Below are 21,191 nucleotides of genomic sequence, written 5' to 3' on the forward strand. Positions count from 1 at the left end.
CCCGTGCCCTCATTCTTGCGACGTCGGGGCGGGAACGCGGTGGGAAAAACTCCCCTCTTGGCGGCGCCGCCCGGCTCACCTCCGGCCCAGGACCACCAGCCCGCCCTCCTCCGCATGGCGCAGGCTCGCCACCGTCAGCGCCAGGGTCACCGCGAGGGACACCACGGCCATCACCGTCATCGCCGTTGCCGGAGAAGTGAGTTGGGCCACGGAGCCCGCCAGAGCCGCGCTCACTCCCTGCATGGTGAGCATGCCGGAGCCGTGCAACCCCAGGGCGTGGCCGCTGAGTTCGTCCGGGGTGAGGGCCATCAGGCGCTCCTGCTGGACGAGACTCGCGCCGAAGCCGACCGAGGCCACGGCCGCGGCGACGGCCGCCCACGGCAGCGTCGGGCGCAGCGCGAAGAACAGGTACGGCAGGGCCAGGAGCACCAGCAGGGGGATGCCGAGGTGCGGGCGCAGCCGGGGCGGCACCAGGCGGCCCACCGTCACGTCGCCGACGAACATCCCGAGCGCCGCGCAGGCGAACAACGTGCCCGCGGCGCCGGGGGCGTAGGAGACGTAGAGGGACTCGCAGCCGACGACGAGGCCGTTGGGGATCCACAGGGCGAGGTAGACGTGGCGGCGGGGGCGGGAGGACCACAGCAGGGCGTTGCTGCGCCAGGTCGCCGCGACCGACGGGCGGCCCTGTGCGCGGGGCGGGCGCGGGGTCAGGCCGAGCCGCAGGACGGCGGCCGCCACGACGTACAGCGCCGCCGACAACAGCAGCGACAGGCGTGGCGACAGCACCGCCACCAGCAGACCGCCCGTCGCGTACCCGACGATCTGGGCGATCCCGGACATCATGTTGAAGACCGAACGCCCCAGCATGAAGCCGTCCTTGGAGAGGATCTCGTTCACCAGCCCCCAGCGCACTCCCCCGCCCAGCGACGCGACCAGGCCCTGGCCGAGAATCACGGCGAAGATCACCCAGAGGGGAAGTGCGGGCAGCGCGAGGACGGCCGTGGCGGCGGCGAAGACGAGGGAGATGCCGGTCAGCGCGGACCGCGGGCGCAGCCGGTCGGCACCGGACAGCAGGAAGGTCGCGCCGAGCATCTGCGCCAGCGACGGGCCGAACATGCTCACCGCCGACAGCAGCGGTGACGCGGTCGCCCGGAACACGAGCGTGCCGAGGGCCAGACCGCTGATCGTCTGGGCCAGGACGTTGGCGGAGGAGGCGAGGAAGAGGGGCGTGAACTCCGGGGTGTGGAAGAGCTGTCGGTAGCTGCGCATGGGCGGAGTCTGAGAGGCCCGGCGACAGGTCGATATTGTTTCGCGCTGAAGCGAAAGGTCGGCGTGGGCCGGGGGCCGGGGGGGCGGGGCGGTATGGGCTGGTGGCAGATCAACGCCGACACGCTCGCCGGCAGCCGTTTCGTCCTCTCCCCGCTCGCCGAGACCTTCGCCGCGCTGAAGCTGCTGCACCTGGGGAGAGCCGCGCACCCCGGCGAGCGCGCCTGGCTGGACGCGCACCGGCCCGCCTACCGGGCCCGCCTGGCCGCCGACCCGGTCACCGCGCACCTCGTCCGCGCCGGGCTCGGCAAGGACTGGATCGCCGACTTCCTCACGCCGACCCCGAGGGACCGCGAGCCCTTCGAGGAGGGCGTGGCACGGGTGCGTGCCGCCGACCCCGGCCAGGCCCGGACCCACCTCACCGTCGCCCTCGCCGGCCCCCTCCCCGCCGTACTGGACCGGGACGACCTGCCCGCACGCGCCGCCGCGCTCCTCGCATACGTCTGGACCGAGGCCGTACGTCCGGACTGGGACCGGCGTCGGCGCGTCCTGGAGGCCGATGTGGTGGCGCGGACCGCGCAGGTGAGCCGGGGCGGCTGGGCGGCCGTACTGGACTCGCTGCGGCCCGGGCGGACACGGTGGCTCGGCGACAACCGGCTCCAGGTGAATCTGCACGAGTACCCGCCCCGCGAGATCTCCGGCGCCGAACTCGTCTTCGTGCCGGTCACGCCGAAGGGCGGCTGGGTCTCCTGGGAGGAGCCCGACCGGTACGCCGTCGTCTACCCGTGCGCGGGCGCCCTCGCCGACCCCGGCGCCCGGGTGGTCCCCGCGAGCCTCGGCGCCCTGCTCGGGCCCGCGCGCGCCGCGGTGCTCGTACTCCTCGACTCCCCGCTGAGCACGACCCAGGTGGTCGCGGTGACGGGGCAGGGGCTGGGCTCGGTCGGGCGGCATCTGCGGGTGCTGCTGGACGCGGGGCTGGTGGAGCGGCGGCGGGCGGGGCGGTCGGTGCTGTATTCGCGTACGGCGGCCGGGGAGGTCCTCGTGGAGGCGGCCGGACCGGGCGACGGGCCCGACACCTGCCGGAGCTAGCATCCGCTTATGACTGCTGACACCAACGCATCCCCCCTCGACGTCGAGATCGGCACCCTCCAGGGCGGCTCCGCGGACCTCTCCCAGTACGCCGACAAGGCCGTGCTCGTCGTGAACGTGGCCTCCAAGTGCGGCCTGACCCCGCAGTACACGGGCCTGGAGAAGCTCCAGGAGCAGTACGCGGAGCGTGGCTTCACCGTGCTCGGCGTGCCCTGCAACCAGTTCCTCGGCCAGGAACCCGGCAGCGCCGAGGAGATCGCCGAGTTCTGCTCGGCGACGTACGGCGTGACCTTCCCGATGACCGAGAAGGTCGAGGTGAACGGTGAGGGCCGGCACCCGCTGTACGAGCGGCTCGTCGGCTTCGCGGACGCCGAGGGACACAGCGGGGACATCCGCTGGAACTTCGAGAAGTTCCTGATCGGCCGGGACGGCAAGGTCGTCGCCCGCTTCTCGCCGCAGACCGAGCCGGAGGCCGCGGAGATCGTGGCGGCGCTGGAGGGCGCCCTCGCCTAGCCGGTGTTGACCTTGCCCCTGGGGCAGGGCGGAACGTCCTTCGCACCGGGCGGAAGAGCCGCCCGGTGACGGAGGATGAGGCCGTGGACGACGAACTGCTCACCATCGGCGCGTTCGCCGCGCGGGCCAGGCTGTCGGCCAAGGCACTGCGCCTGTACGACCGCCTCGGACTGCTGCCACCCGCGCACGTCGACGAGGTCAGCGGCTACCGCTACTACCGCGTCGGCCAGGTCGAGCGCGCCCGTCTGGTGGCGCTCCTGCGCCAGCTCGACATGCCGCTCGCGCGGGTCGCGGAGGTCGTCGAGGCACCGGACGGGGCCGCGGCGGCAGACCGGCTCACCGCCTACTGGGCGGACGTCGAGGCGCGGGTGGCCGGGCAGCGGACGCTCGCCGAGTACCTCCGTGGACGGCTTTCGGGGAGGAGCTCCGAGATGTACGGGAAGTTCGTGGTCGAGACGGTGGACGTGCCCGAGCAGGTGGTGATCAGCGAGGCCCGGCACATCCTGGCGGGTGAGCTGCCGACCTGGATCGGCGCGTCGCTGGACCGGCTGGAGCAGGGGGCGCGGGAGTGCGGCGGGAGCACGGCGGCGCCGTTCGTCGTCTACCACTCCGAGGTGTCCATGGAGAGCGACGGGCCGGCCGAGTCGTGCGTGCCGGTGGCCGACGAGGCGGCGGCGCGGGCGTGGGCCGAGAAGCAGGGCCGGGCGCGGGAGACGAAGGTACGGGTCGAGCCGGCCCAGCGGCTGGCCTACGCCCGGATCACCAAGGCGCAGGTGGCCCATCCGCAGATCCTGGCCGCCTTCGAGGCGGTGGAGGAGTGGATCGCCCGGGAGGGCCTCGAACAGGCGGGCCCGTGCCGGGAGGTGTACTTCGCGGACTGGGACGCGGCGGGGGCCGAGGACCCGGTGTGCGATGTGGCGTTCCCGGTGAGGTGATCCGGGGGGGGGAGGGCCAGGTCCCAGGGTGCCGGGGTCAGGTGCCAGGGGCGGGGCTCAGGGGTCGGGTTCGGGGGTCGGGGCCGTCGACGTGTCGAGGCACGGCCGAGCCCTCTCGGCAAGGACGGCGGGCTGGTCGAGAGGGCTCTTCCTGTGGTGCTTGTGCAGTTGTTGATCCGTGCGGTTGGTCGAGGGTGAGGATCAGACAGCCTCGCCCCTCACACCTTGACCGACGCCACGAAGGTGTTCCACGCGTTGGCGGGGAACGCCAGGACCGGGCCCGCGGGAACTTTGGAGTCCCGCACCGCCATGGCCGCTGTGACCGGCGACTTGACCTCGACGCACGCGCCGTTCCCAGTGGAATACGACGACTTGGTCCACGTGTCCGTGGCACCCTGACGAATTGCCATGTTTGCTCCGAATTGCCAGATGTTGAGTTGCTGTCACCGCACTGCACGTCCGGACGGAACCGGACCCCGCAATGCGATTCACGCCAACCTTGTTGCTTGGTGGCGTGATCGACGCTACTAGCCAACATCGGCTTACGAAGCGACTATTCACTCGACTGGATGGCATATTCCAGTGGAGCCTTCCATCCCGGCCAGGAGACGGTGTACGGTACCGCGCCCCTCCGGTCGGGATGGTCCCCCGCACGGGTGATCAGCGCTGATGATCAGTACAGATGATCAGTGCGGACGATCAACGCGGACGATCAACGCGCGTACTCCTTCGCGATGTCCGCGATGAACTGGCGGGACTGCTCCACGTTCAGGGCCTGCGCCCGCAGGTGTTCGTACATCACGCTGTACTTCTGGACGTCGTTCGCCTTCTCCAGATAGAGGTCGCTGGTGACGCCCTCGATGTAGACGACGCTGGAGTCGGCCGCGTCCGGGAACTCGAGGATCGCGTACTGCCCGTTGAGGCCCGGGTGCGCTCCCATGTCGAAGGGGATCACCTGCACGGTGACGTGCGGCAGTTGGGACTGCTCGACGAGCTGCTCCAACTGGTCACGCATGAGGGAGCGATTGCCGACGACCCGGCGTAGGGCGGCCTCGTCCAGGACCGTCCACAGGCGCAGCGGGTTCTCCTCGGTGGAGATTCGTTCCTGTCGGCGCATGCGCACCTGGACCCGTTTCTCGACCTCGGTGGGCGGCGTCTCCGGCAACGCCCCGGCGATCAGGGCCTCCGCGTACTGCTTGGTCTGCAACAGCCCGGGGACGACCTGCGGGTCGTACACCCGAAGGCTCGCCGCGTCCGTCTCCAGCCCGATGTAGACGCTGTACGGAATGTCGCCGAACGAATGCCACCACCCTTGCTGCCGCGAATCCTTGGCCATCTGCATCAGCGAATCGACGATGCGGTGGTCCTCCACCTCGTAGACCCCGCACAGATCGCGGACGTCACGCTGGCTGATGCTGCGCCGCCCGTTCTCCAGCCGGCTGATCTTCGACTGCGACACCAACAGCCGCTCGGCCACCTCTTCGGCCGTCATGCCCTTGAGCTCGCGGAGCCGGCGCAACTCCTGGCCCAGCCGGCGTCGCCTGACGGTGGGATTGACATTGGACGCCACGGGACGTGCACCTCCGGCTGCGTGACTGCTGATTGCCACTTTGCGTATCTGCTGCTGAGCAGACTGCCACCAAGGTGCTTACTACCGCTGGGAAACGGTGGATATGCGCTGGATACACGCCAGTTCGGGGACACCCCCGGCAAATACGGCCGCGCGGGGCGGCGGGACCCGTGTCGTCGTCCGGACGTACGGTCCCGTCGCCCCGCGCGGACCAGCGGCTCCCGGACCGGGTCTTGGGGACTGCGGTGCGGCGCTGCACGTGGCGTGCGTATGAAGCTCGTGGAACTGGTGGAGCGTGTGGAACTTGCCGTGCTTGTGGAGCTTGCCGTGCCTGTCGAGCGTGTGGAGCTTGTCGAGCGTGTGGATCAGGCGGTGCGTGCGGTGGACCGGTTGGTGCGGATCGTGGGACTGCGGCTCAGTGGGCCACGACACGCGCCATGGATCCGCGGCGCGGTTGCACCGGAACGCCACGGGGGGGTTCCGCTGCGGCCCTGCCTCCGGGGGCGGCCTGACGGCCGGCCGGGGCCGGGCTGCGGCGCGGCTGGGCCGCCGCGCCGTTCTGGACGTCCATCACGGCGTGCGCGACGAGACCGCCCATGGGGTCGTGCCTGATCAGATCCCGCAGCCGAGAACGAGAGGATCGCCCCTCGTTCCCCGGATACAGGTGCTTGCCGAGGCCGACCGCGTGTGCCAGGGCGGCGAGCGCCGCGGTCCGCGGGTCCGGCGGTACGCCGGTGCGGATCGCCGAATCCAGCCGGGCCCTGATCTCCCGGCTGATCTCGTTGTCCGTCGCCTGGTAGCGAGTCGTCGGCAATACCCCGCACATCTGACCGGCCACGGCATGCACCATGCCGCACCGCTCCAGATGCGAGAGGTAGGTCTGGCGCAGCCCCAGCCGGGGCCCGCCAATCCAGTGGACGGCACGCACGGGAGCGCCACGCCTTCGCAGCAACTCCAATGCGCAGTCCAATGTTGGATCTCCAGTCGGCCGTGGTGCCACCACGGCGATACGATCCCCGTCTGGGGCTATCCGTCCGGCCAGCGCCAGCTCCACTAGCTGCGCTCCGGCCAGACCGAGGTCGAGCGACTGCGGCTGTGCGGTGGTACCCGTGGCCGGGTCCAACGCCAGCAGCAGAAGCTCCTCCGGAAGTGTTCTGCGGCTCCTGCCCATCCATGCCTCCCCGCGTGGATGAAAGACAGGGTGACCCCTCTCACATTCATCTGTCGAGGGTGCGTGACCGGTTCGTGAGGGAACCGGCACGTATGTCGTTCTCGTCTACCGCAGAAGTAGAGGGTCGCGCACAGGACACTGGTACATGGTTCGGGCAGCGGCACGGGGGGTCGTGCGGGCGCGGTGTCCGAGCGACGGCTCACGGTTCGGCAGACGCACGGAGGGCGTGCGGCGGCACATGGAGGAGGCATCGGTGGCGGGCGAGTCCCCCGACAGGTCGAAGCAGCGCGAGTCGTCGGCAGAACCGACGTCGGGGAGCGCGAGTCCGGTTCCCGAGTCCGGCCCCGAAACCGAAGGCGCGCGCGCAGCCGGCACCGGTGAGAAGCGCGACCCTCGACTGGCGGTGGCACGTGAGAGTGCCGCACCGCCGGAGTCTGCCGCCACGCCGCGCGGCGGTGTGGACACGGCGACCAGGGTCCTGTCACGGCGGGAGCTGGAGGCCGTGAGGGCGGAGCTGGAGAAGGCCGGGGGGGCCGAGGACGGCGACGCCGACGCGGACGCGGGCGCTGAGGGCTCCGAGGACGCGAGCACGGGCGCTGAGGGCTCCGAGAGCGCGAGCACAGGCGCCGAGGGCTCCGACAGCGCGAGCACGGGCGCCGGGAACGTTGAGGCTGCGGGCGAGAGCGACGCGGGCAGCGAGGCCGGGAGCCCTGACGCCGAGGCTGACGCTGACGACGCCGAGGGCCCGAGCGCCGGAGACTCGGACGCCGGCAGCGCGGAGGCTGCGGCCGGGAGCGCCGGGGACAGCGAGACCGGGAGCCCTGACGCTGAGATCGACGACGCGGAGGGCACCCAGGCCGAGACCGACGACGCCAAGGGCTCGCAGGCCGAGGGTTCGCGGAGTGCCGAAGGCAAGGGTGCCGGGAACGGGACCTCGTCCGAGGCGCCTGATGACGGTGACGACGCTGACGCGCCGGGTGACGCTCGGCTGAAGGCTGCTGTGGCGGCCTGGGTGGCTTCCACGGACACCGCCGACGACAGCACCAAGGATGCCGACGAAGCCGGCAACGTGACCGACGCCGAGGCCGGGACCGCGGGCGACGCCGAGGGCGGCGCGACTCAGGGCGCCGATGACGCCGACGCCGAGGCCGACGTAGCCGCCGAGGACGGCTCGGGCGAGCCCGCCAAGGCTTCCGGCGCCGACGAGACCCCCGCGGCCGCCCAGGACGGCTCGACCGGGGCTGCTGAGGCTCCTGTCGCAGCCGCGGACGCGTCCGGCAAGGCTGCCGCCGACGACGCGGGCGAAGCCGCCCAGGACGCCGCGGACGGCTCGGGCGACCCCGCCCGGAGCGCCGACGCGAGCGACGGCAATGCCGCCGACGACGCCACCCCTGACGACGCACCCGCAGCCGCCGACGGCGAGGACGCCCCGCGGGGGCCATCCGCAGCCGGCGACGAGAGCCGCACGGGTGGTGCGGGTGGGAGCGACGAGGCCGACGGCGAAGCCGAGGCCGGGCAGGGCGGCGCGCCCGCGGCCAAGCCCGTCGATCAGCCGACCGCCGTCTTCAAGGCCGTACGCCCCGCCAAGCCCCCCGTCGACCAGCCCACGACCACCCTCAAGGCCCCCAAGCAGCCCGAGTCCCCCTCCGAGCGCACGAGCAAGTTCGTCGCCCTGAAGGCGGACATCCGGCAGGACACCCCGAAGGCCCCGGACACCCCGAAGGCCCCGGACACCGCCGCGGCGCCCCCCGACGCCACCGCCGCCATCCCCCAGGTCGGCCCCGAGCGCACCACGCAGCAGCCGCTGCCCCCCAGGCCCCCGCTCGACCTGCTCGCCGAGCTGACGAACACGCCGCCGCCCCCGGACACCCCCGTCCGCACGGTCATCCGGCGGATCAAGATCTGGACCCCGCTGGTCCTGCTGCTCGTGATCATCCTCGGCGTCGTCCAGTCCGTGCGCCCGCTCCCGGCCCCCACCCTCGACCTCACCGCCGAGGACACCTACACGTTCGACGGCAGCAAGGTCGACATCCCGTGGCCGGCCGAGGGCCAGGCCGCGCTCGACGTGGACGGCCTCGGCACGTTCGGCTCCTCCGGCGACCAGAAGCCCGTCCCGATCGCCAGTGTCGCCAAGGTCATGACGGCGTACGTCATCCTGCGCGAGCACCCCCTCAAGAGCGGCGCCAATGGCCCGGACATCGGGATCGACCAGGCCGCCGAGGACCAGTCGGACGCGGGCCAGGAGTCGACCGTCGACGTGTTCGCGGGCGACAAGATCTCCCAGCGCGAGGCCCTGGAGAGCATCCTGATCGCATCCGCGAACAACGTCGCCCGCCTCCTCGCCCGTTGGGACGCGGGCTCCGAGAAGGGGTTCGTGGCGAAGATGAACACCGCCGCCAAGGGCCTCGGCATGACGAACACGACGTACACCGACCCCTCCGGCCTGAACAACACCACCGTGAGCACGGCGGTGGACCAGGTGAAGCTGGCCAAGGCGGCGATGAAGTACCCCGCCTTCCGCGAGGTCGCCGCGATGATGTCGTACGACGACTACAAGGGCCACAACCACGGCAACTGGAACCAGCTGGTCGGCCACAACGACGTCGTCGGCATCAAGACCGGCACCACCACCTCCGCCCTCGGCAACCTCGTGTTCGCCGCGAAGAAGGAGATCGGCGGCGAGACCCGGACCATCGTCGGCGCCGTGGTGCGCCAGCCGGACGCGGGCGGCGGCATCCTCGCTGCCGCGCTCAACTCGGGCGACCAGCTGATCCGGGCCGCACAGGACGCCCTGAAGTCGGCGACACTGCTGAAGAAGGGTGACGTCGTCGGATACGTCGACGACGGCCTCGGCGGCCGCACCGCGGTCGTCGCCACCAAGGACGTCACGGCGGTCGGCTGGGCCGGGCTGAAGGTCGAGCTGACCTTCGCCTCCGATGCCGTACCGCACACCGCGAAGGCCGGCACCGAGGTGGGCACGCTCACCGTGGGTGACGGCACGAGCGGCGCCGTCAAGATCCCGGTCGCCCTGCAGACGGACCTCACCGAACCGGGCTTCACGGACAAGCTGACCCGCCTCGGCTGACCCCCGGGGACGGTTCAGCGGCGTCACACCGCAGCCCGCCGACAGGCCTCGTCGGCGGGCTGCGTGCTAGCGTCACGAAACCGGCAGGTCGTCGCGGACGAGGCGCGGCCGGAGATTCTTCAGGGACAGGGCCGACACACGCGGGAAACGGGACGCGGCCAGAACAGAAGACAGGACAGTACGGGGAGTGCCTCAAGGTGGCCACTGCGGAGCCGACACGCGCGGACGACGCCGATCCGGGACGGGGAGCCGGTCCGCGAATACGCGTGCCCGCGCCACGTCAGGGAGAGCGCGAAAGCCCTCCGGAGGACAGACCGCCGTCGCGGTTGAGCTCCGCCGCCCTCACCCTGCGTGAGCGTCTCCTGCGCCATCCGGTGCTGTCGATCACGACTCTGGCCGGACTTCTCCACGTCATCTGGTTCTTCACGTTCGCAAGCAGCGGCGGCGATCTCGCGGCCCAGGACGCCTGGGCCGAGTTCGTCGGCCGGCATCCGGACTCGGCGTACAACCTGGCCTGGTTCGGCGGCCTGCACCCGGTGTCGTACAGCGTGGTGTCGCCGTATCTGATGTCGGTCCTCGGTGTCCGTACGACGATGATGATCGCCGGGACGGTCTCGGCGGGTCTGCTGACGCTGGTCCTGCTCCGCAGCCGGTCGGTGAAGAACCCCCTGTGGGCGGCGCTCGCCGGGGTGTTCGGGCTGGTGTGCAACGCGATCTCGGGGCGCGTGACCTTCGGGCTCGGCACGATGTTCGCGCTGGGCGCGGTGGCCGTCGTGTTCTGCTGGCCGTACCGCTGGCGCTACAAACGGTGGGCGAAGGCACTGTGCGCCGCGCCGCTGGCCGCGCTGGCCACCATGTCGTCGCCGGTGGCGGGGCTGTTCGTGGGCTTCGTGGCGGTGGCGCTGTTCCTGCAGAAGCGGCGGCCGGGAGCGTGGGCGCTGGGCCTCGCGCCGGCCGCGGTCGTGGCCGTGTCCGCCTGGCTGTTCCCCTTCTCCGGCACGCAGCCGATGGTGATCGGCTCGGTGCTCCTGCCGCTGCTGTGCGCCGTCGCCACGTTCGTGCTCGTGCCCAAGGAGTGGAAGACGGTCCGGCTGGTGTCCGCCGTCTACGGCCTCTCGGTCGTCCTGGTCTGGGTGGTCAGCTCACAGATCGGTTCCAACATCACGCGCCTGGCGATGCTGTTCGGCGGGACGGCCCTCGTGGCCGCGCTGCCCTTCACGGTGCCGCGCTCGCGCAAGTGGTACACGGGCGTGCTGGCACTTCTCACCTTCACCGGCTGGATCGGCTACAAGACGGTCGACGACATCATCCACGCCGCCCCGGAGGCGTCCTGGGCGCGCGAGCTGGCCCCGCTGGTCAACGAGCTCCAGGAGGTCGGCGCCGAGAAGGGCCGGGTGGAGGTCGTGCCCGCCCGCTCCCACCGCGAGGCCTCCGCGCTCGCGCCGTACGTCAATCTGGCGCGTGGCTGGATGCGCCAGGCCGACATGGAGCGCAACCCGCTCTTCTACGACGACACCCTGAACTCCGCGAACTATCACGAGTGGCTCCAGCGCTGGGCCGTGCACTTCGTGGTGCTGCCCAAGGACGAGCCGGACCCCTCTTCGGCGCAGCGTGAGCGGCAGCTGGTGCAGCGCGGCATGCCGTATCTGAAGCAGGTGTGGGGCGACGCCAACTGGCAGCTGTTCCAGGTGACCGACCCGGCGCCGCTCGCCGAGCCCAACGCCGTCGTCGAGCGGGCCGAGCAGGGCGAGATGACGATGCGGGTGAGCAAGCCGGGCCGCGTCCTCATCCGCATCCCCTACTCGCCCTGGCTGAGCATCGTCGACGCCGACGGCAAGAAGCTCGACCCGCCGCGGGAGACGGAGGCGTCCAGGAACCGTCCCGACGACGAGCCGAAGACGTACCACAACGCCAACGGCTGTCTGACGGAGACGGCGGAGGACGCGCTCGGCGACCGGTGGACGATGCTGGTCGCTCCGCGGGCGGGCGAGTACCGGCTGGCGGCGCCGTACACGTTCCCGCGGGGCACTCCGTGTCCGGAGGAGTTGCGCTGACGGGAGCCGAAGCCGTCAGCGGAGCCTGTCCACGTAGGTGTCGGTGCCCGGCACCGTCGGGATGAACGGCGCCACCAGCTCCACCCGCCCCAGCCCTCCCGCGGCGGAGCCGCTGACGGATGCGGCGCCGACCGCCGTGTCCAGGTCGGTGAAGCAGCGCTCCCAGCACTCCCTCGGGTCCGTCTCCAGGAACCACAGGAGCGTCAGGCGGGTGTCGACCCCCTCGACCTGCTTGACGTACGACATGCGGTCCAGCGGCAGCGGCGTGGGCCGGAAGATCGTCACCATCGCGGCCGGGGAGCCCGCCAGGCGTTTGGGGAGGTGACGTGCGCGCAGCCACTCCAGCAGTTCGGTGCGCCGCTGCGGTGAGTCCGCGTCGATGACCTGCACCACCAGACCCGCGTAGGGGTGGTCCAGGGCGTGGAAGTCGCGGGGGCCCGCCGCGCCGTCGCGGTACACCGTCGCCTCGTGCTCCTGGAACGCCGTGAAGACGTGGGTGCGGTCCTGGTAGACGCGGGCGTCGTGGTTGAGGCGCTTGTTGATGGCGACCGTCCAGCGCATGTGGTCGTCGTAGCGGCCCGCGGTCATCCAGTACGTCGAGAGGTAGCAGCCTGCGGTGACCGGCTGGGCGATCGCCGACTTCTCGGGGTAGCGCAGGAGTTGGAGGTCCCTGGTCGCCACCCACCTTCGGCCCGCGTACATCCACGGCATCGCCATCGCGCCGGCGTAGTAGTGGTCGTCCTCGTACCAGCGGTTGTAGGCGTACTCGTGGCCCGGGTGCGGTTCGACCATGGTGATCAGGGCGTGTCCCGGGCGGACTCCGTACGGGCCGACGGCGGCCAGTTCGGCGTACGCCTCGCTGCGGGTGTCCTCACTCATGCCGTTCCCTTCCTTCCGCTGCCTTCCGTCCTCCCTCGGACGCCCATACTCTGACGCTCCGTCAGATAATGCGCCAGAGCCAGAACACAGTCAGGGAGGGCCGGATGTCACTGCTCACCGGCAAGACCGTCGTCGTCTCGGGAGTCGGCGCCGGGCTCGGTCACCAGGTCGCGGCGGCGGTCGTACGGGACGGCGGGAACTGCGTGCTGGGGGCGCGCACCGAGGCGAACCTCGCGAAGAGCGCCGCCGAGATCGATCCCGACGGGGCGCACACGGCGTACCGGGCGACCGACATCACCGACGAGCGGCAGTGCGAGGCGCTGGCCGCGCTGGCGCGGGAGCGGTTCGGGGGGATCGACGGGGTGGTGCATGTGGCCGCCTGGGACTCCTACTTCGGCGGGCTGGAGGGCGCCGACTTCACCACCTGGCAGTCGGTGATCGACGTCAATCTGCTGGGCTCGCTGCGGATGACCCGGGCCTGTCTGCCGGCGCTGAAGGAGTGCGGCGGGTCGGTGGTGTTCATCGGCACACAGTCCGCCGTGGCCGCCCCGTCGCAGGTGAGCCAGGCCGCCTACGCCGCCTCCAAGGGCGCCCTCACCAGCGCCATGTACTCACTGGCCCGGGAGCTCGGACCGCACCGGATCCGGGTCAACACCGTGCTGCCGGGCTGGATGTGGGGGCCTCCGGTGCAGGCGTATGTCCAGTTCACGGCACAGACGGAGGGCGCACCCGAGGGGGACGTACGGAAGCGGCTGACCGAGCGGATGGCACTGCCCGAGCTGGCCACGGACGGGGATGTGGCGAACGCGGCGGTGTTCCTCGCGTCCGACCGGGCGCGGGCGATCACCGGGCAGTCGCTGCTGGTGAACGCGGGGGAGCTGATGCGCTGAAAGTGCCCCTTCAGCCACCTTTCAGGAGTTCATATCCATGAACATAGGTCACCACACAGAACAATTTTACCTTCTGTTGACCTGACGCGCGCTTGTCGTGCCCGCGCCACCATACCCACCATGGGCGAGCCGTTCACAGGACGGAACCCTGGAAGGGAACCCATGAACAGTCTCGACTGGGCCGTGCTCATCGGCTACTTCGGCGTGATGGTGGCGATCGGCGTCTGGTCGCACAAGCGGGTGGACAACGTCAGCGACTTCTTCACCGCGGGCGGCAAGATGCCGTGGTGGCTGTCCGGCATCTCGCACCACATGTCCGGATACAGCGCGGTGATGTTCACCGGGTACGCGGGCATCGCCTACACCTACGGCGTCACGTCCTTCGTCACCTGGTCCTTCCCCATCGCGCTCGGCATCGCCATCGGCTCGAAGCTGTTCGCGCCGCGCATCAACCGGCTGCGGTCGCGACTCCATGTGGCCTCCCCGCTGGAGTACTTGAAGAACCGTTACGACCTGAAGACCCAGCAGGCGCTGGCCTGGTCCGGCATGCTGCTGAAGATCGTGGACGTGGGCGCGAAGTGGGCGGCGATCGCGACGCTGCTGTCCGTGTTCACCGGCATCTCGCTGAACCAGGGCATCCTGATCACCGGCTCCATCACGGCCGTCTACTGCACGATCGGCGGCCTGTGGGCGGACGCGCTGACCGAACTCGGCCAGTTCGTCATCCAGTTGCTGGCCGGCGTCGCGATGTTCGTCGCCGTGATCATGAAGCTGAACGACAAGGGCATCGGCTTCTTCGACGCCTGGGACAGGCCGGAGCTGCAGGGCCACGGTGAGCCGCTGGTCGGCCCCTACGGCACGGTCTTCCTCCTCGCCTTCCTCTTCATCAAGCTCTTCGAGTACAACGGCGGCATGCTCAACCAGGCCCAGCGCTACATGGCCACGGCCAGCGCGTACGAGGCCGAGCGCTCGGCACGCCTGTCGGCGATCCTGTGGCTGGTCTGGCCGGTGGTCCTCTTCTTCCCCATGTGGATGTCGCCGCTGCTGGTCACGTCGCAGAAGGGGGACGGTTCCGACTCGTACGGCCTGATGACCGAACAGCTGCTCCCGCACGGCCTGTTGGGCCTGGTCATCGTCGGCTTCTTCTCGCACACCATGGCCATGTGCTCCTCCGACGCCAACGCGATCGCGGCCGTCTTCACCCGGGACTGCGCGCCGGTGTTGTGGCGCAGGGCGCGGGCCTGGAGCGAGGGACAGGGCCTGCGGGTCGCCCGGATCACGACCGTCGTCTTCCTCGGCCTGTCCATGGCGGCCGCGACGCAGGTCAACTCCCCGACCTTCGGCGACATCATCACCGTCGTCATCAAGTGGGTCGCCGGGCTCATGGGCCCGATGGCCATCCCGATGATGCTGGGCCTGCTGCGCCCGTTCCGCCGCTCGGGCCCGACCGCCGCGCTCACCAGCTGGTCGATGGGTCTGCTCGCCTTCTGGCTGGTCAACTACCCGATCAGCTGGCAGATCGAGGGCGGCGTCCCGCTCCAGTACCAGGTCTCGATCCCGCTGGCGGTGTCGCTGGTCCTGTACATCCTCGTCGGCTTCATCAAGCCGGAGGACACCCCGGAGCGGCTCGCGATCATCGAGAAGATCAACACCGACGGGGACGGGGCGGCCGCGGCCGCGGTGCCGACTCCGGCGGGCCCGGTGGAGGACGTGGTCCGGGCGAAGGACTGAGGATCGGGACGGGAGAGGGGAGGGCGGCCACTCGCGCACCGGGGGCCGCCCTTGTCATTGCCCGCTGTCGTTGCCCGCTGCCGGTGCCCGCTGTACGGGGTGTCCGGCCGACGATCCGTGTCGAAGGCCACGGGGTCGTGGTCGTCGCGGTTCTTGAGGGTGAGGCCGACGCCTTCCCGCCCGGCGGCGTCCTCGGTGCCCAGAAACACCGAGCAGTCACCGAGCAGTCGGGGTCACTGCTGACGATCACGACACGGAGCAGCGCCTGCGGCGCGGTAGAGCGCGGCGTCCGGGTCCGCTCTGCCGCGGCTCAGGCGCGCGGATAGCGGGCCAGCCACCCGGCGGAGGCTCCGGCCGGCCCGTGCAGGGCGGGGCCCTGGGTCATCTCCATGGCGAAGTCGTCGGCGAGTTCGAGGATCGTGGGGCGGCCCTCCAGTTCGGCCAGCCAGGCCGGGGGCAGGGCCGTCTCGCCGTGCAGGGCGCCCAGCAGGCCGCCGGTGAGGGCGCCCGCGGCGGCGGAGGGGCCGTCGTGGTTCACGGCGAGGCACAGCCCGTGGCGGACGTCCTCACCCACCAGGGCGCAGTACACGGCGGCCGCGAGCAGCCCGTCCGCCGAGCCGTCGGCCGCGAGCTCCTCCACCCGCGCCGGGGTGGGCATGCCCTGCCGTACGGCGCCCAGCGCGTGCTGCAACGCGTCCGACACGGGTTCGTGCCCGGGCCGCAGGGCGAGCAGCGCGAGCGCCCGCTGCACGGCCCCGTCGAGGCTCTCCCCGCAGGCCAGACCGTGCACGATCACGGCGTACGCGCCTGCCGCCAGGTAAGCGATGGGATGGCCGTGGGTCTGCGTCGCGCACTCCACGGCGAGCTGGACGACGAGCTGCGGCTCCCAGCCGACGAGCAGCCCGAAGGGCGCGGAACGGGCGACGGCCTCGGGCCCGAGCTCGGCCGTGTTCTTGGGCGACTCCAGCGTGCCCATGGTCTCGTCACCGAGGCCCAGCAGGAGCGCGCGGGTGGGATCCCGGCGGGCGTACAGCCACTCCTCCCGCGCCAGCCACCCGTCGTCCTTACGGCGCTCGTCGGGACCCCAGTCCCGCTGTGTGGCGGCCCAGCGCAGATACGCCCGGTGCACGTCGGTGGGCGGATGCCAGGCGCCGGTGTCCCGCCGGACCTGCGCTCTTATCAACCCGTCCACGCTGAAGAGGGTGAGCTGCGTGAGGTGCGTCACGGCACCGCGCCGGCCATACCCGAACCCGAGATCGACGAGCCCCTCAAGGCCGTACTGCTCCTTGATCTCGTCCAGCCCCAGCCCGTCCACCGGCGCTCCGAGGGCGTCCCCCACCGCCGTCCCGAGAAGCGTGCCGCGCACCCGGCTACGGAAGTCCTGCTGTTCGGTACGGCCCCAGACGGCGCCGAGTGTCGCACCCACCAAGACCTCCCCGTGACAGCGTCCGTCCGTACGACAGTTCGCCACTGTAATCGACCGGGGACGGTCGGTTCAGGGGGCGGAATGGTATGCGAGGTGTGGCCTGAATGGTCACGAGTGATCCTGAGTGGGCAGTTATCACCGTGTGCCGGCGTCACTCATAAGCCTGGGCAAGCTCCTCGTCCGCGGTGGCCCCGGCCTCGTCTCCGAGGTGGCGGTGGACGGCCGCCCGCTGGCGGAGGGCCCACCCATACGACGGCCTCCTCTCCAGCACCCGGTCAAGGTCGGCGAGAGCCTCCTCGTGGTGGCCGAGGTTGGCCAGTGAGGCGCCCCGGCTCGCGCGGGCGGAGTCGTAGTCGGGCTCCAGGGCGAGCGCGTGGTCGTAGTCGGCGAGGGCCTCCTCGTCGCGGCCGGTGGCGCGCAGGGCGTCACCGCGCTCGCAGCGGACCCAGGCCCAGTCCGGGTCCACGGCCACCGCCCGGTCCAGGTCGGCCAGTTGGCGGTCGGGGTCGCCGAGGGCGCGGTGTACGCGGGCCCGGCGGACCAGCGCCCAGGGGTAGTCCGGCTTGAGCTCCACGGCGCGGTCGAGGTCCGTGAGCGCCTTGTCGAGTTCGTGGCGGCTGAGGCGGGTGGCGCCGCGGGAGGCCCAGGCGAAGTCGTCGGTGGGGTTGAGCCGGATCGCCCGGTCCAGGTCGTCGAGCGCTCTGTCGTAATGCTCGAGGGCCCGGCGGTACTCGCCGCGCAGGGTGAGGCTGCGGGCGTCCTCGGGGGCCAGCCGCAGGGCTCGGTCGAGGTCGGCGACGGCCGCTCGGAGGTCGCCGGCGAGGTCGTGGGTCATGGCCCGGACGCGGTAGGCACGGGCCGCCGCGGCGCGGGGCAGGACGGCGCTCCAGTCTTCCCCGGTCCGCTCGTCCCGGCGTCCGCCGCCCACCACACCGCCACGTGATCGCCCCAGTGCCCCGCGGCCCAGGCCCCGCGGTTGGGGACCGCGGGACGCACCGGGCCGGGCTGCTGTGCCACGGCCCACGCCCGACGCCGCACCCGCGCCGCCCATGCCGGCCCTGCCGCCCACGCCGCCCACGCCTGTGCCCCGACCCACGCCGGACGCCGCCGCACCAGGGACGCCCACCCCGGCCACCCCGTCGAACCCCGCCTCCCGCAGCAACACCCCGAGGACAGCGGCCGTTCCGCCGGCGGCCAGGGCCTGCGACAGTTCCCGTGCCCTTCCGGCCAGGGCCTCCACGGCCGCGTCCCGCCCCGCGTCCACCAGCATCTGCAGCCACCGCCCGGCGATGGACTCACCCTGGTCGCAGGCGTCGACGAGGTCCCGCAGCACCTCCGGCATCACCCGCCGCTCCCCCGCACACAGCAGGTGATACGACTCCGCCAGCCGCAGCTCGCGCCACTCCTCGTCGGCCCACGCCTTCTCGGCGCCCCGGCCCGCCGCGGCCTCGGTCCGCCGCTCCCGGAACACCGCCGCCAGCGACCGGTGCCGCTCCGCCCACGTCACGGACGACCGGCTCCGTTGCCAGCGCAGCATGGGTGCCCGTACGACGTCGTGGTACTGCAGTCGATCACCCCGCTCTCCGACGAACGGCATGCCCCGCAGCCACTCGTACAGCGCATCCAGTTCGTCGTCCGGCCGGTCGACCAGCGCCCTGAACACGTCCGCGTCCAGCCTCCGTGGCAGCGCGCACACCAGGGCGATGTCCCGCCGTACCGGATCCTGTTCCCGCTCCAGGAACAGACCCACGGCGGTGGCGCTCGGGTCTCCCACCTCGTCCGGGCCTGCGGGGCGGGCCTCGGCGAGCATCGACACGAGGACCGGGAGTCCGCCGGTGAGGCGGAGCACCTCGTCGACGACCGGCTCGGCCACCACTCCCCGGGTCGCGAGCAGCGCCCGTACGTCCGCGTCCGTGAACGGCCCGAGCGGTACGTCCTTCATGAACTCGCCGAAGCCGCGCCACCGGCCGTTGTCGAAGGGCAGCTGACCGGCCGTCACCACGACGACCGTGGCCGGCAGCGCGCCGTACCGGTCGGTGGTCATGACATCGCACAGCCAGCCGTCGAGAAACGACCCGGTCCGTTCGTAGGTATCGAAGAACAGGGCGATCCACGGCACCGCGGATGCCGCGTCGGACAGCTCGTTCAGCAGCACGGGGGTGAGCACGCTCTCGGGCGAGAGCACGAGCTCGACGTCCTCGTGGCTGCGGAAGCGCGCGCTGAGGCGGGCCCGCAGCCGGTCGGCTCCCTGAGCGAGCGGGGCCGGATCCAGTGCGCCGGTGAAGGGTCCCACCACCGGTACCATCCCCAGTCCCACCAGGCCCGCCCTTGCCGCCACCATGCTGCCTGCCGAAGGCGTCTGTGGCCGTGGTTCGAGCGCTGCGACGGCGGCCGCCTCCGCCTCGTGCCGCCGCTCCCGGTGCACGGCCAGCAACCGTTCCAGATCCTTGAAACGCCGTCCCTGCGCGGCGAACTGACGGCTGATCACCGTCAAGGCCTCCGGCACGCTGCCCGCGTTCTCGTCGACGAACGAGGTCAACGCGCCGCACTCACGGGCGACTTGCTCCAGCTCGCGCATCAGAAAGGTCTTCCCGACCCCCGCGTTCCCGTGCACGTGGAACAGGAACCGATGCCTGTCGTCCTCCGGCCGAACGTCGAAGTTCGCCCGGAAGGCAGCCCGTTCCGCACTGCGTCCCGCGAACCCCGCGCGCTGACGCCGCGCGATCAGCTCCTGCATCGACGGCTGCGACTGCGCCACCCGTGCGTCCTCTCGGTCGGGCCTCCTGCGCCATCATTCTGGCTCAATGCATGCGGAACACAGCACCCCCACAGGAAAGATGACCACCATGCCAACCACACCCCCACGCAGCGCCCTGCACCTGGCCGCCACCCTCCTCACCGCGACGGTCGCCCTCTACATCGCCCTCGTCGCCTTCGGGAACATCACCGACTTCGGGACGAACCAGCAGTTCGTGCGGCACGTCCTGGCGATGGATACGACGTTCAAGGACGACGACCTGATGTGGAGAGCCATCACCAGCAAGGGACTTCAGGACGCGGCGTACGTCGCGATCATCGCCTGGGAGACCGTCGCCGCCCTCGTCCTCATATACGGCACCTGGCTCTGGTTCCGCCGCGACGACCCGCGCGCCCGCCGCTTCTCCACCTACGGCCTGCTGATGCTGATGCTGCTGTTCGGCGGCGGGTTCATCGCCATCGGCGGTGAGTGGTTCTCGATGTGGCAGTCGGGCGACTGGAACGGGCTGGACGCCGCGACCCGGGTGTTCCTGTTCAGCGGGGTCGTGCTGATCGTCAACCATCTGCCGCTCGGGCGGAGCGGGCAGGCCGACGCCGGCTGACCCCTGCTGCTGACGGCCCAGCGCCACTGACGACCGGCGGCCCGGATGCGTGGGAATCCTGTGAACCCAGCAGCCACATCCACCCCTCTCCGGGCCGCCGTCGGTTCGAATGGCAGGCATGACCAGAGGCATACCGCGGGCAGGGGCACGGAGCAGACAGCTGCGGCGGATCGCAGAACGCCGGGCACAAACGGGCCGGCCCGCCGGCCGGCGCGGCAGAGCTCCGCTGGGAGCACATCGCCCAGGACACCGCCGCGGAGCACCGGAGCGCCGCGGGACCGGTGCCGCCTCCCGCCCGGCGGGGGGCCCGCCCGCGGAAGGGGCCCTCTGGGGACAGCGAGCGGGTCTCGTCGCGCTGATGCTCCCCGGGGTCGCGGCGGTCGCCACACTGGCTTTCACCTGGGTGTCCGTGACGCAGGCCTCCGAAGAACTGACCATTTCAGAGCAGGGACAGATCGCGGACCGGCTCGACAAGGCCATGGAACGGCTGGACAACGGTTCCGCCAACATCCGCAGAGGCGCGATCTTTTCCCTGCAGGGCATCATGGAGGACTCTCCGCGACAGCAGCCGGCGGTGCTCTACACCCTGTCCGAGTACATCCGCGGTCACGCCACCAAGAAGTCGTCCACGACCGGCAAGGCTCCCGACATCCAGGCGGCCCTCTCCGTGCTCGGTCAGCGCGACCCCGCGCACGACGGTGATCGCCCCATCGACCTCAGAGGCGTCCGGCTGACCGGCGTCGATCTTCACCGGGCCGATCTGAGCGGGGCGAACCTCGCCGGAGCGGTCCTCTCCCACGGCAACCTGGAAGGCACGAAGCTGTCCGGCGCGGACCTGCATGGCGCCACGCTGACGGGAACGAACCTCAAGGGCGCCGATCTGGCCGGGGCGAACCTGAGCAAAGGCGTCCTCAACGACGCCGTTCTCACCGAGGCGAACCTGTCCCAAGCCCGCCTCCAATCCGCCCAGTTGAAAGCCGCCGACCTGGAGAAGGCGGACCTGCGTGGCGCCACGCTCCACCACACGGATCTGCGGGAGGCGGACCTGCTGGACGTACGGCTGGACGGAGCCGATCTGACCCGCGTGCGTCGCCCGGAGGGGGATCTGCCGACATCGACCCCGACCACCCCCACTCCCGCGCCCTCCCCCTCCCTCTCCCCCACCACCGGCTCGCCGCGCCCCACCGATCTCCAGAACGCGGCGCCATGACCACCCCGACGCC

Annotated in this window: 16 protein-coding genes; 9 read left to right on the forward strand and 7 right to left on the reverse strand. The window is 71.3% G+C overall.

Features of this window, described 5'->3' with window-relative positions; translation table 11 throughout:
- Positions 1 to 75: 75 nt before the first annotated feature.
- A complete protein-coding gene (locus tag AB5J49_RS20550) occupies positions 76 to 1,269 on the reverse strand; it encodes an MFS transporter (protein ID WP_369170072.1) in 1,194 nt (397 codons plus the stop codon).
- Between the two features lie 93 nt (positions 1,270 to 1,362).
- Here AB5J49_RS20550 and AB5J49_RS20555 point away from each other — a divergent pair, with 93 nt between their 5' ends.
- The 3 genes from AB5J49_RS20555 to AB5J49_RS20565 all read left to right on the forward strand — a co-directional run bounded on the left by AB5J49_RS20555 (position 1,363) and on the right by AB5J49_RS20565 (position 3,803).
- On the forward strand, positions 1,363 to 2,355 hold the full coding sequence (locus tag AB5J49_RS20555; protein ID WP_369170073.1) for an ArsR/SmtB family transcription factor: 993 nt from the start codon (positions 1,363 to 1,365) through the stop codon (positions 2,353 to 2,355).
- Positions 2,356 to 2,364: 9 nt separating this feature from the next.
- A complete protein-coding gene (locus tag AB5J49_RS20560; RefSeq protein ID WP_369170074.1) occupies positions 2,365 to 2,868 on the forward strand; it encodes a glutathione peroxidase in 504 nt (167 codons plus the stop codon).
- Between the two features lie 65 nt (positions 2,869 to 2,933).
- Positions 2,934 to 3,803, forward strand: a complete 870-nt coding sequence (locus AB5J49_RS20565; RefSeq protein ID WP_369170075.1) for a MerR family transcriptional regulator — start codon at positions 2,934 to 2,936, stop codon at positions 3,801 to 3,803.
- A 218-nt stretch (positions 3,804 to 4,021) separates the two neighbouring features.
- Here AB5J49_RS20565 and AB5J49_RS20570 read toward each other — a convergent pair whose 3' ends face one another.
- The 3 genes from AB5J49_RS20570 to AB5J49_RS20580 all read right to left on the reverse strand — a co-directional run bounded on the left by AB5J49_RS20570 (position 4,022) and on the right by AB5J49_RS20580 (position 6,544).
- Positions 4,022 to 4,213, reverse strand: coding sequence for a DUF397 domain-containing protein (locus AB5J49_RS20570; RefSeq protein ID WP_369170076.1), 192 nt, complete (start codon positions 4,211 to 4,213; stop codon positions 4,022 to 4,024).
- A gap of 302 nt (positions 4,214 to 4,515) precedes the next feature.
- The gene (locus tag AB5J49_RS20575; protein WP_369170077.1) at positions 4,516 to 5,373 is read right to left on the reverse strand and encodes a helix-turn-helix domain-containing protein; all 858 of its coding nucleotides are present in this window, start codon (positions 5,371 to 5,373) and stop codon (positions 4,516 to 4,518) included.
- A 415-nt stretch (positions 5,374 to 5,788) separates the two neighbouring features.
- On the reverse strand, positions 5,789 to 6,544 hold the full coding sequence (locus AB5J49_RS20580; RefSeq protein ID WP_369170078.1) for a GPP34 family phosphoprotein: 756 nt from the start codon (positions 6,542 to 6,544) through the stop codon (positions 5,789 to 5,791).
- Positions 6,545 to 6,797: 253 nt separating this feature from the next.
- On the opposite strand from AB5J49_RS20580, the gene AB5J49_RS20585 reads away from it, so the two are divergent.
- Both AB5J49_RS20585 and AB5J49_RS20590 read left to right on the forward strand, forming a co-directional pair.
- Positions 6,798 to 9,629, forward strand: coding sequence for a D-alanyl-D-alanine carboxypeptidase (locus AB5J49_RS20585; protein ID WP_369170079.1), 2,832 nt, complete (start codon positions 6,798 to 6,800; stop codon positions 9,627 to 9,629).
- Between the two features lie 197 nt (positions 9,630 to 9,826).
- Positions 9,827 to 11,683 carry an MFS transporter gene (locus AB5J49_RS20590; protein WP_369170080.1) on the forward strand — a complete coding sequence of 619 codons (1,857 nt, stop codon included), beginning with the start codon at positions 9,827 to 9,829 and terminating at the stop codon, positions 11,681 to 11,683.
- A gap of 15 nt (positions 11,684 to 11,698) precedes the next feature.
- Here the strand turns inward: AB5J49_RS20590 and AB5J49_RS20595 are convergent, their stop codons facing one another.
- The gene (locus AB5J49_RS20595; protein WP_369170081.1) at positions 11,699 to 12,562 is read right to left on the reverse strand and encodes a hypothetical protein; all 864 of its coding nucleotides are present in this window, start codon (positions 12,560 to 12,562) and stop codon (positions 11,699 to 11,701) included.
- A 104-nt stretch (positions 12,563 to 12,666) separates the two neighbouring features.
- Between AB5J49_RS20595 and AB5J49_RS20600 the strand changes: the two genes are divergently transcribed.
- Entirely contained in the window at positions 12,667 to 13,452 is a 786-nt protein-coding gene (locus AB5J49_RS20600; protein WP_369170082.1) for an SDR family oxidoreductase, read from the forward strand.
- A 162-nt stretch (positions 13,453 to 13,614) separates the two neighbouring features.
- A complete protein-coding gene (locus AB5J49_RS20605) occupies positions 13,615 to 15,183 on the forward strand; it encodes a sodium:solute symporter family protein (protein ID WP_369170083.1) in 1,569 nt (522 codons plus the stop codon).
- A 310-nt stretch (positions 15,184 to 15,493) separates the two neighbouring features.
- Here the strand turns inward: AB5J49_RS20605 and AB5J49_RS20610 are convergent, their stop codons facing one another.
- Positions 15,494 to 16,609: an ADP-ribosylglycohydrolase family protein gene (locus AB5J49_RS20610; protein WP_369170084.1), complete on the reverse strand. Its 1,116-nt coding sequence runs from the start codon at positions 16,607 to 16,609 to the stop codon at positions 15,494 to 15,496.
- A 151-nt stretch (positions 16,610 to 16,760) separates the two neighbouring features.
- A complete protein-coding gene (locus AB5J49_RS20615; RefSeq protein ID WP_369170085.1) occupies positions 16,761 to 19,367 on the reverse strand; it encodes a tetratricopeptide repeat protein in 2,607 nt (868 codons plus the stop codon).
- Between the two features lie 88 nt (positions 19,368 to 19,455).
- On the opposite strand from AB5J49_RS20615, the gene AB5J49_RS20620 reads away from it, so the two are divergent.
- Entirely contained in the window at positions 19,456 to 19,968 is a 513-nt protein-coding gene (locus tag AB5J49_RS20620; protein WP_369170086.1) for a DUF2165 domain-containing protein, read from the forward strand.
- Between the two features lie 358 nt (positions 19,969 to 20,326).
- Entirely contained in the window at positions 20,327 to 21,178 is an 852-nt protein-coding gene (locus AB5J49_RS20625; RefSeq protein ID WP_369170087.1) for a pentapeptide repeat-containing protein, read from the forward strand.
- The last annotated feature ends 13 nt before the right edge of the window (positions 21,179 to 21,191 follow it).

This window comes from Streptomyces sp. R28 (genome assembly GCF_041052385.1).
Lineage (GTDB): Bacteria > Actinomycetota > Actinomycetes > Streptomycetales > Streptomycetaceae > Streptomyces.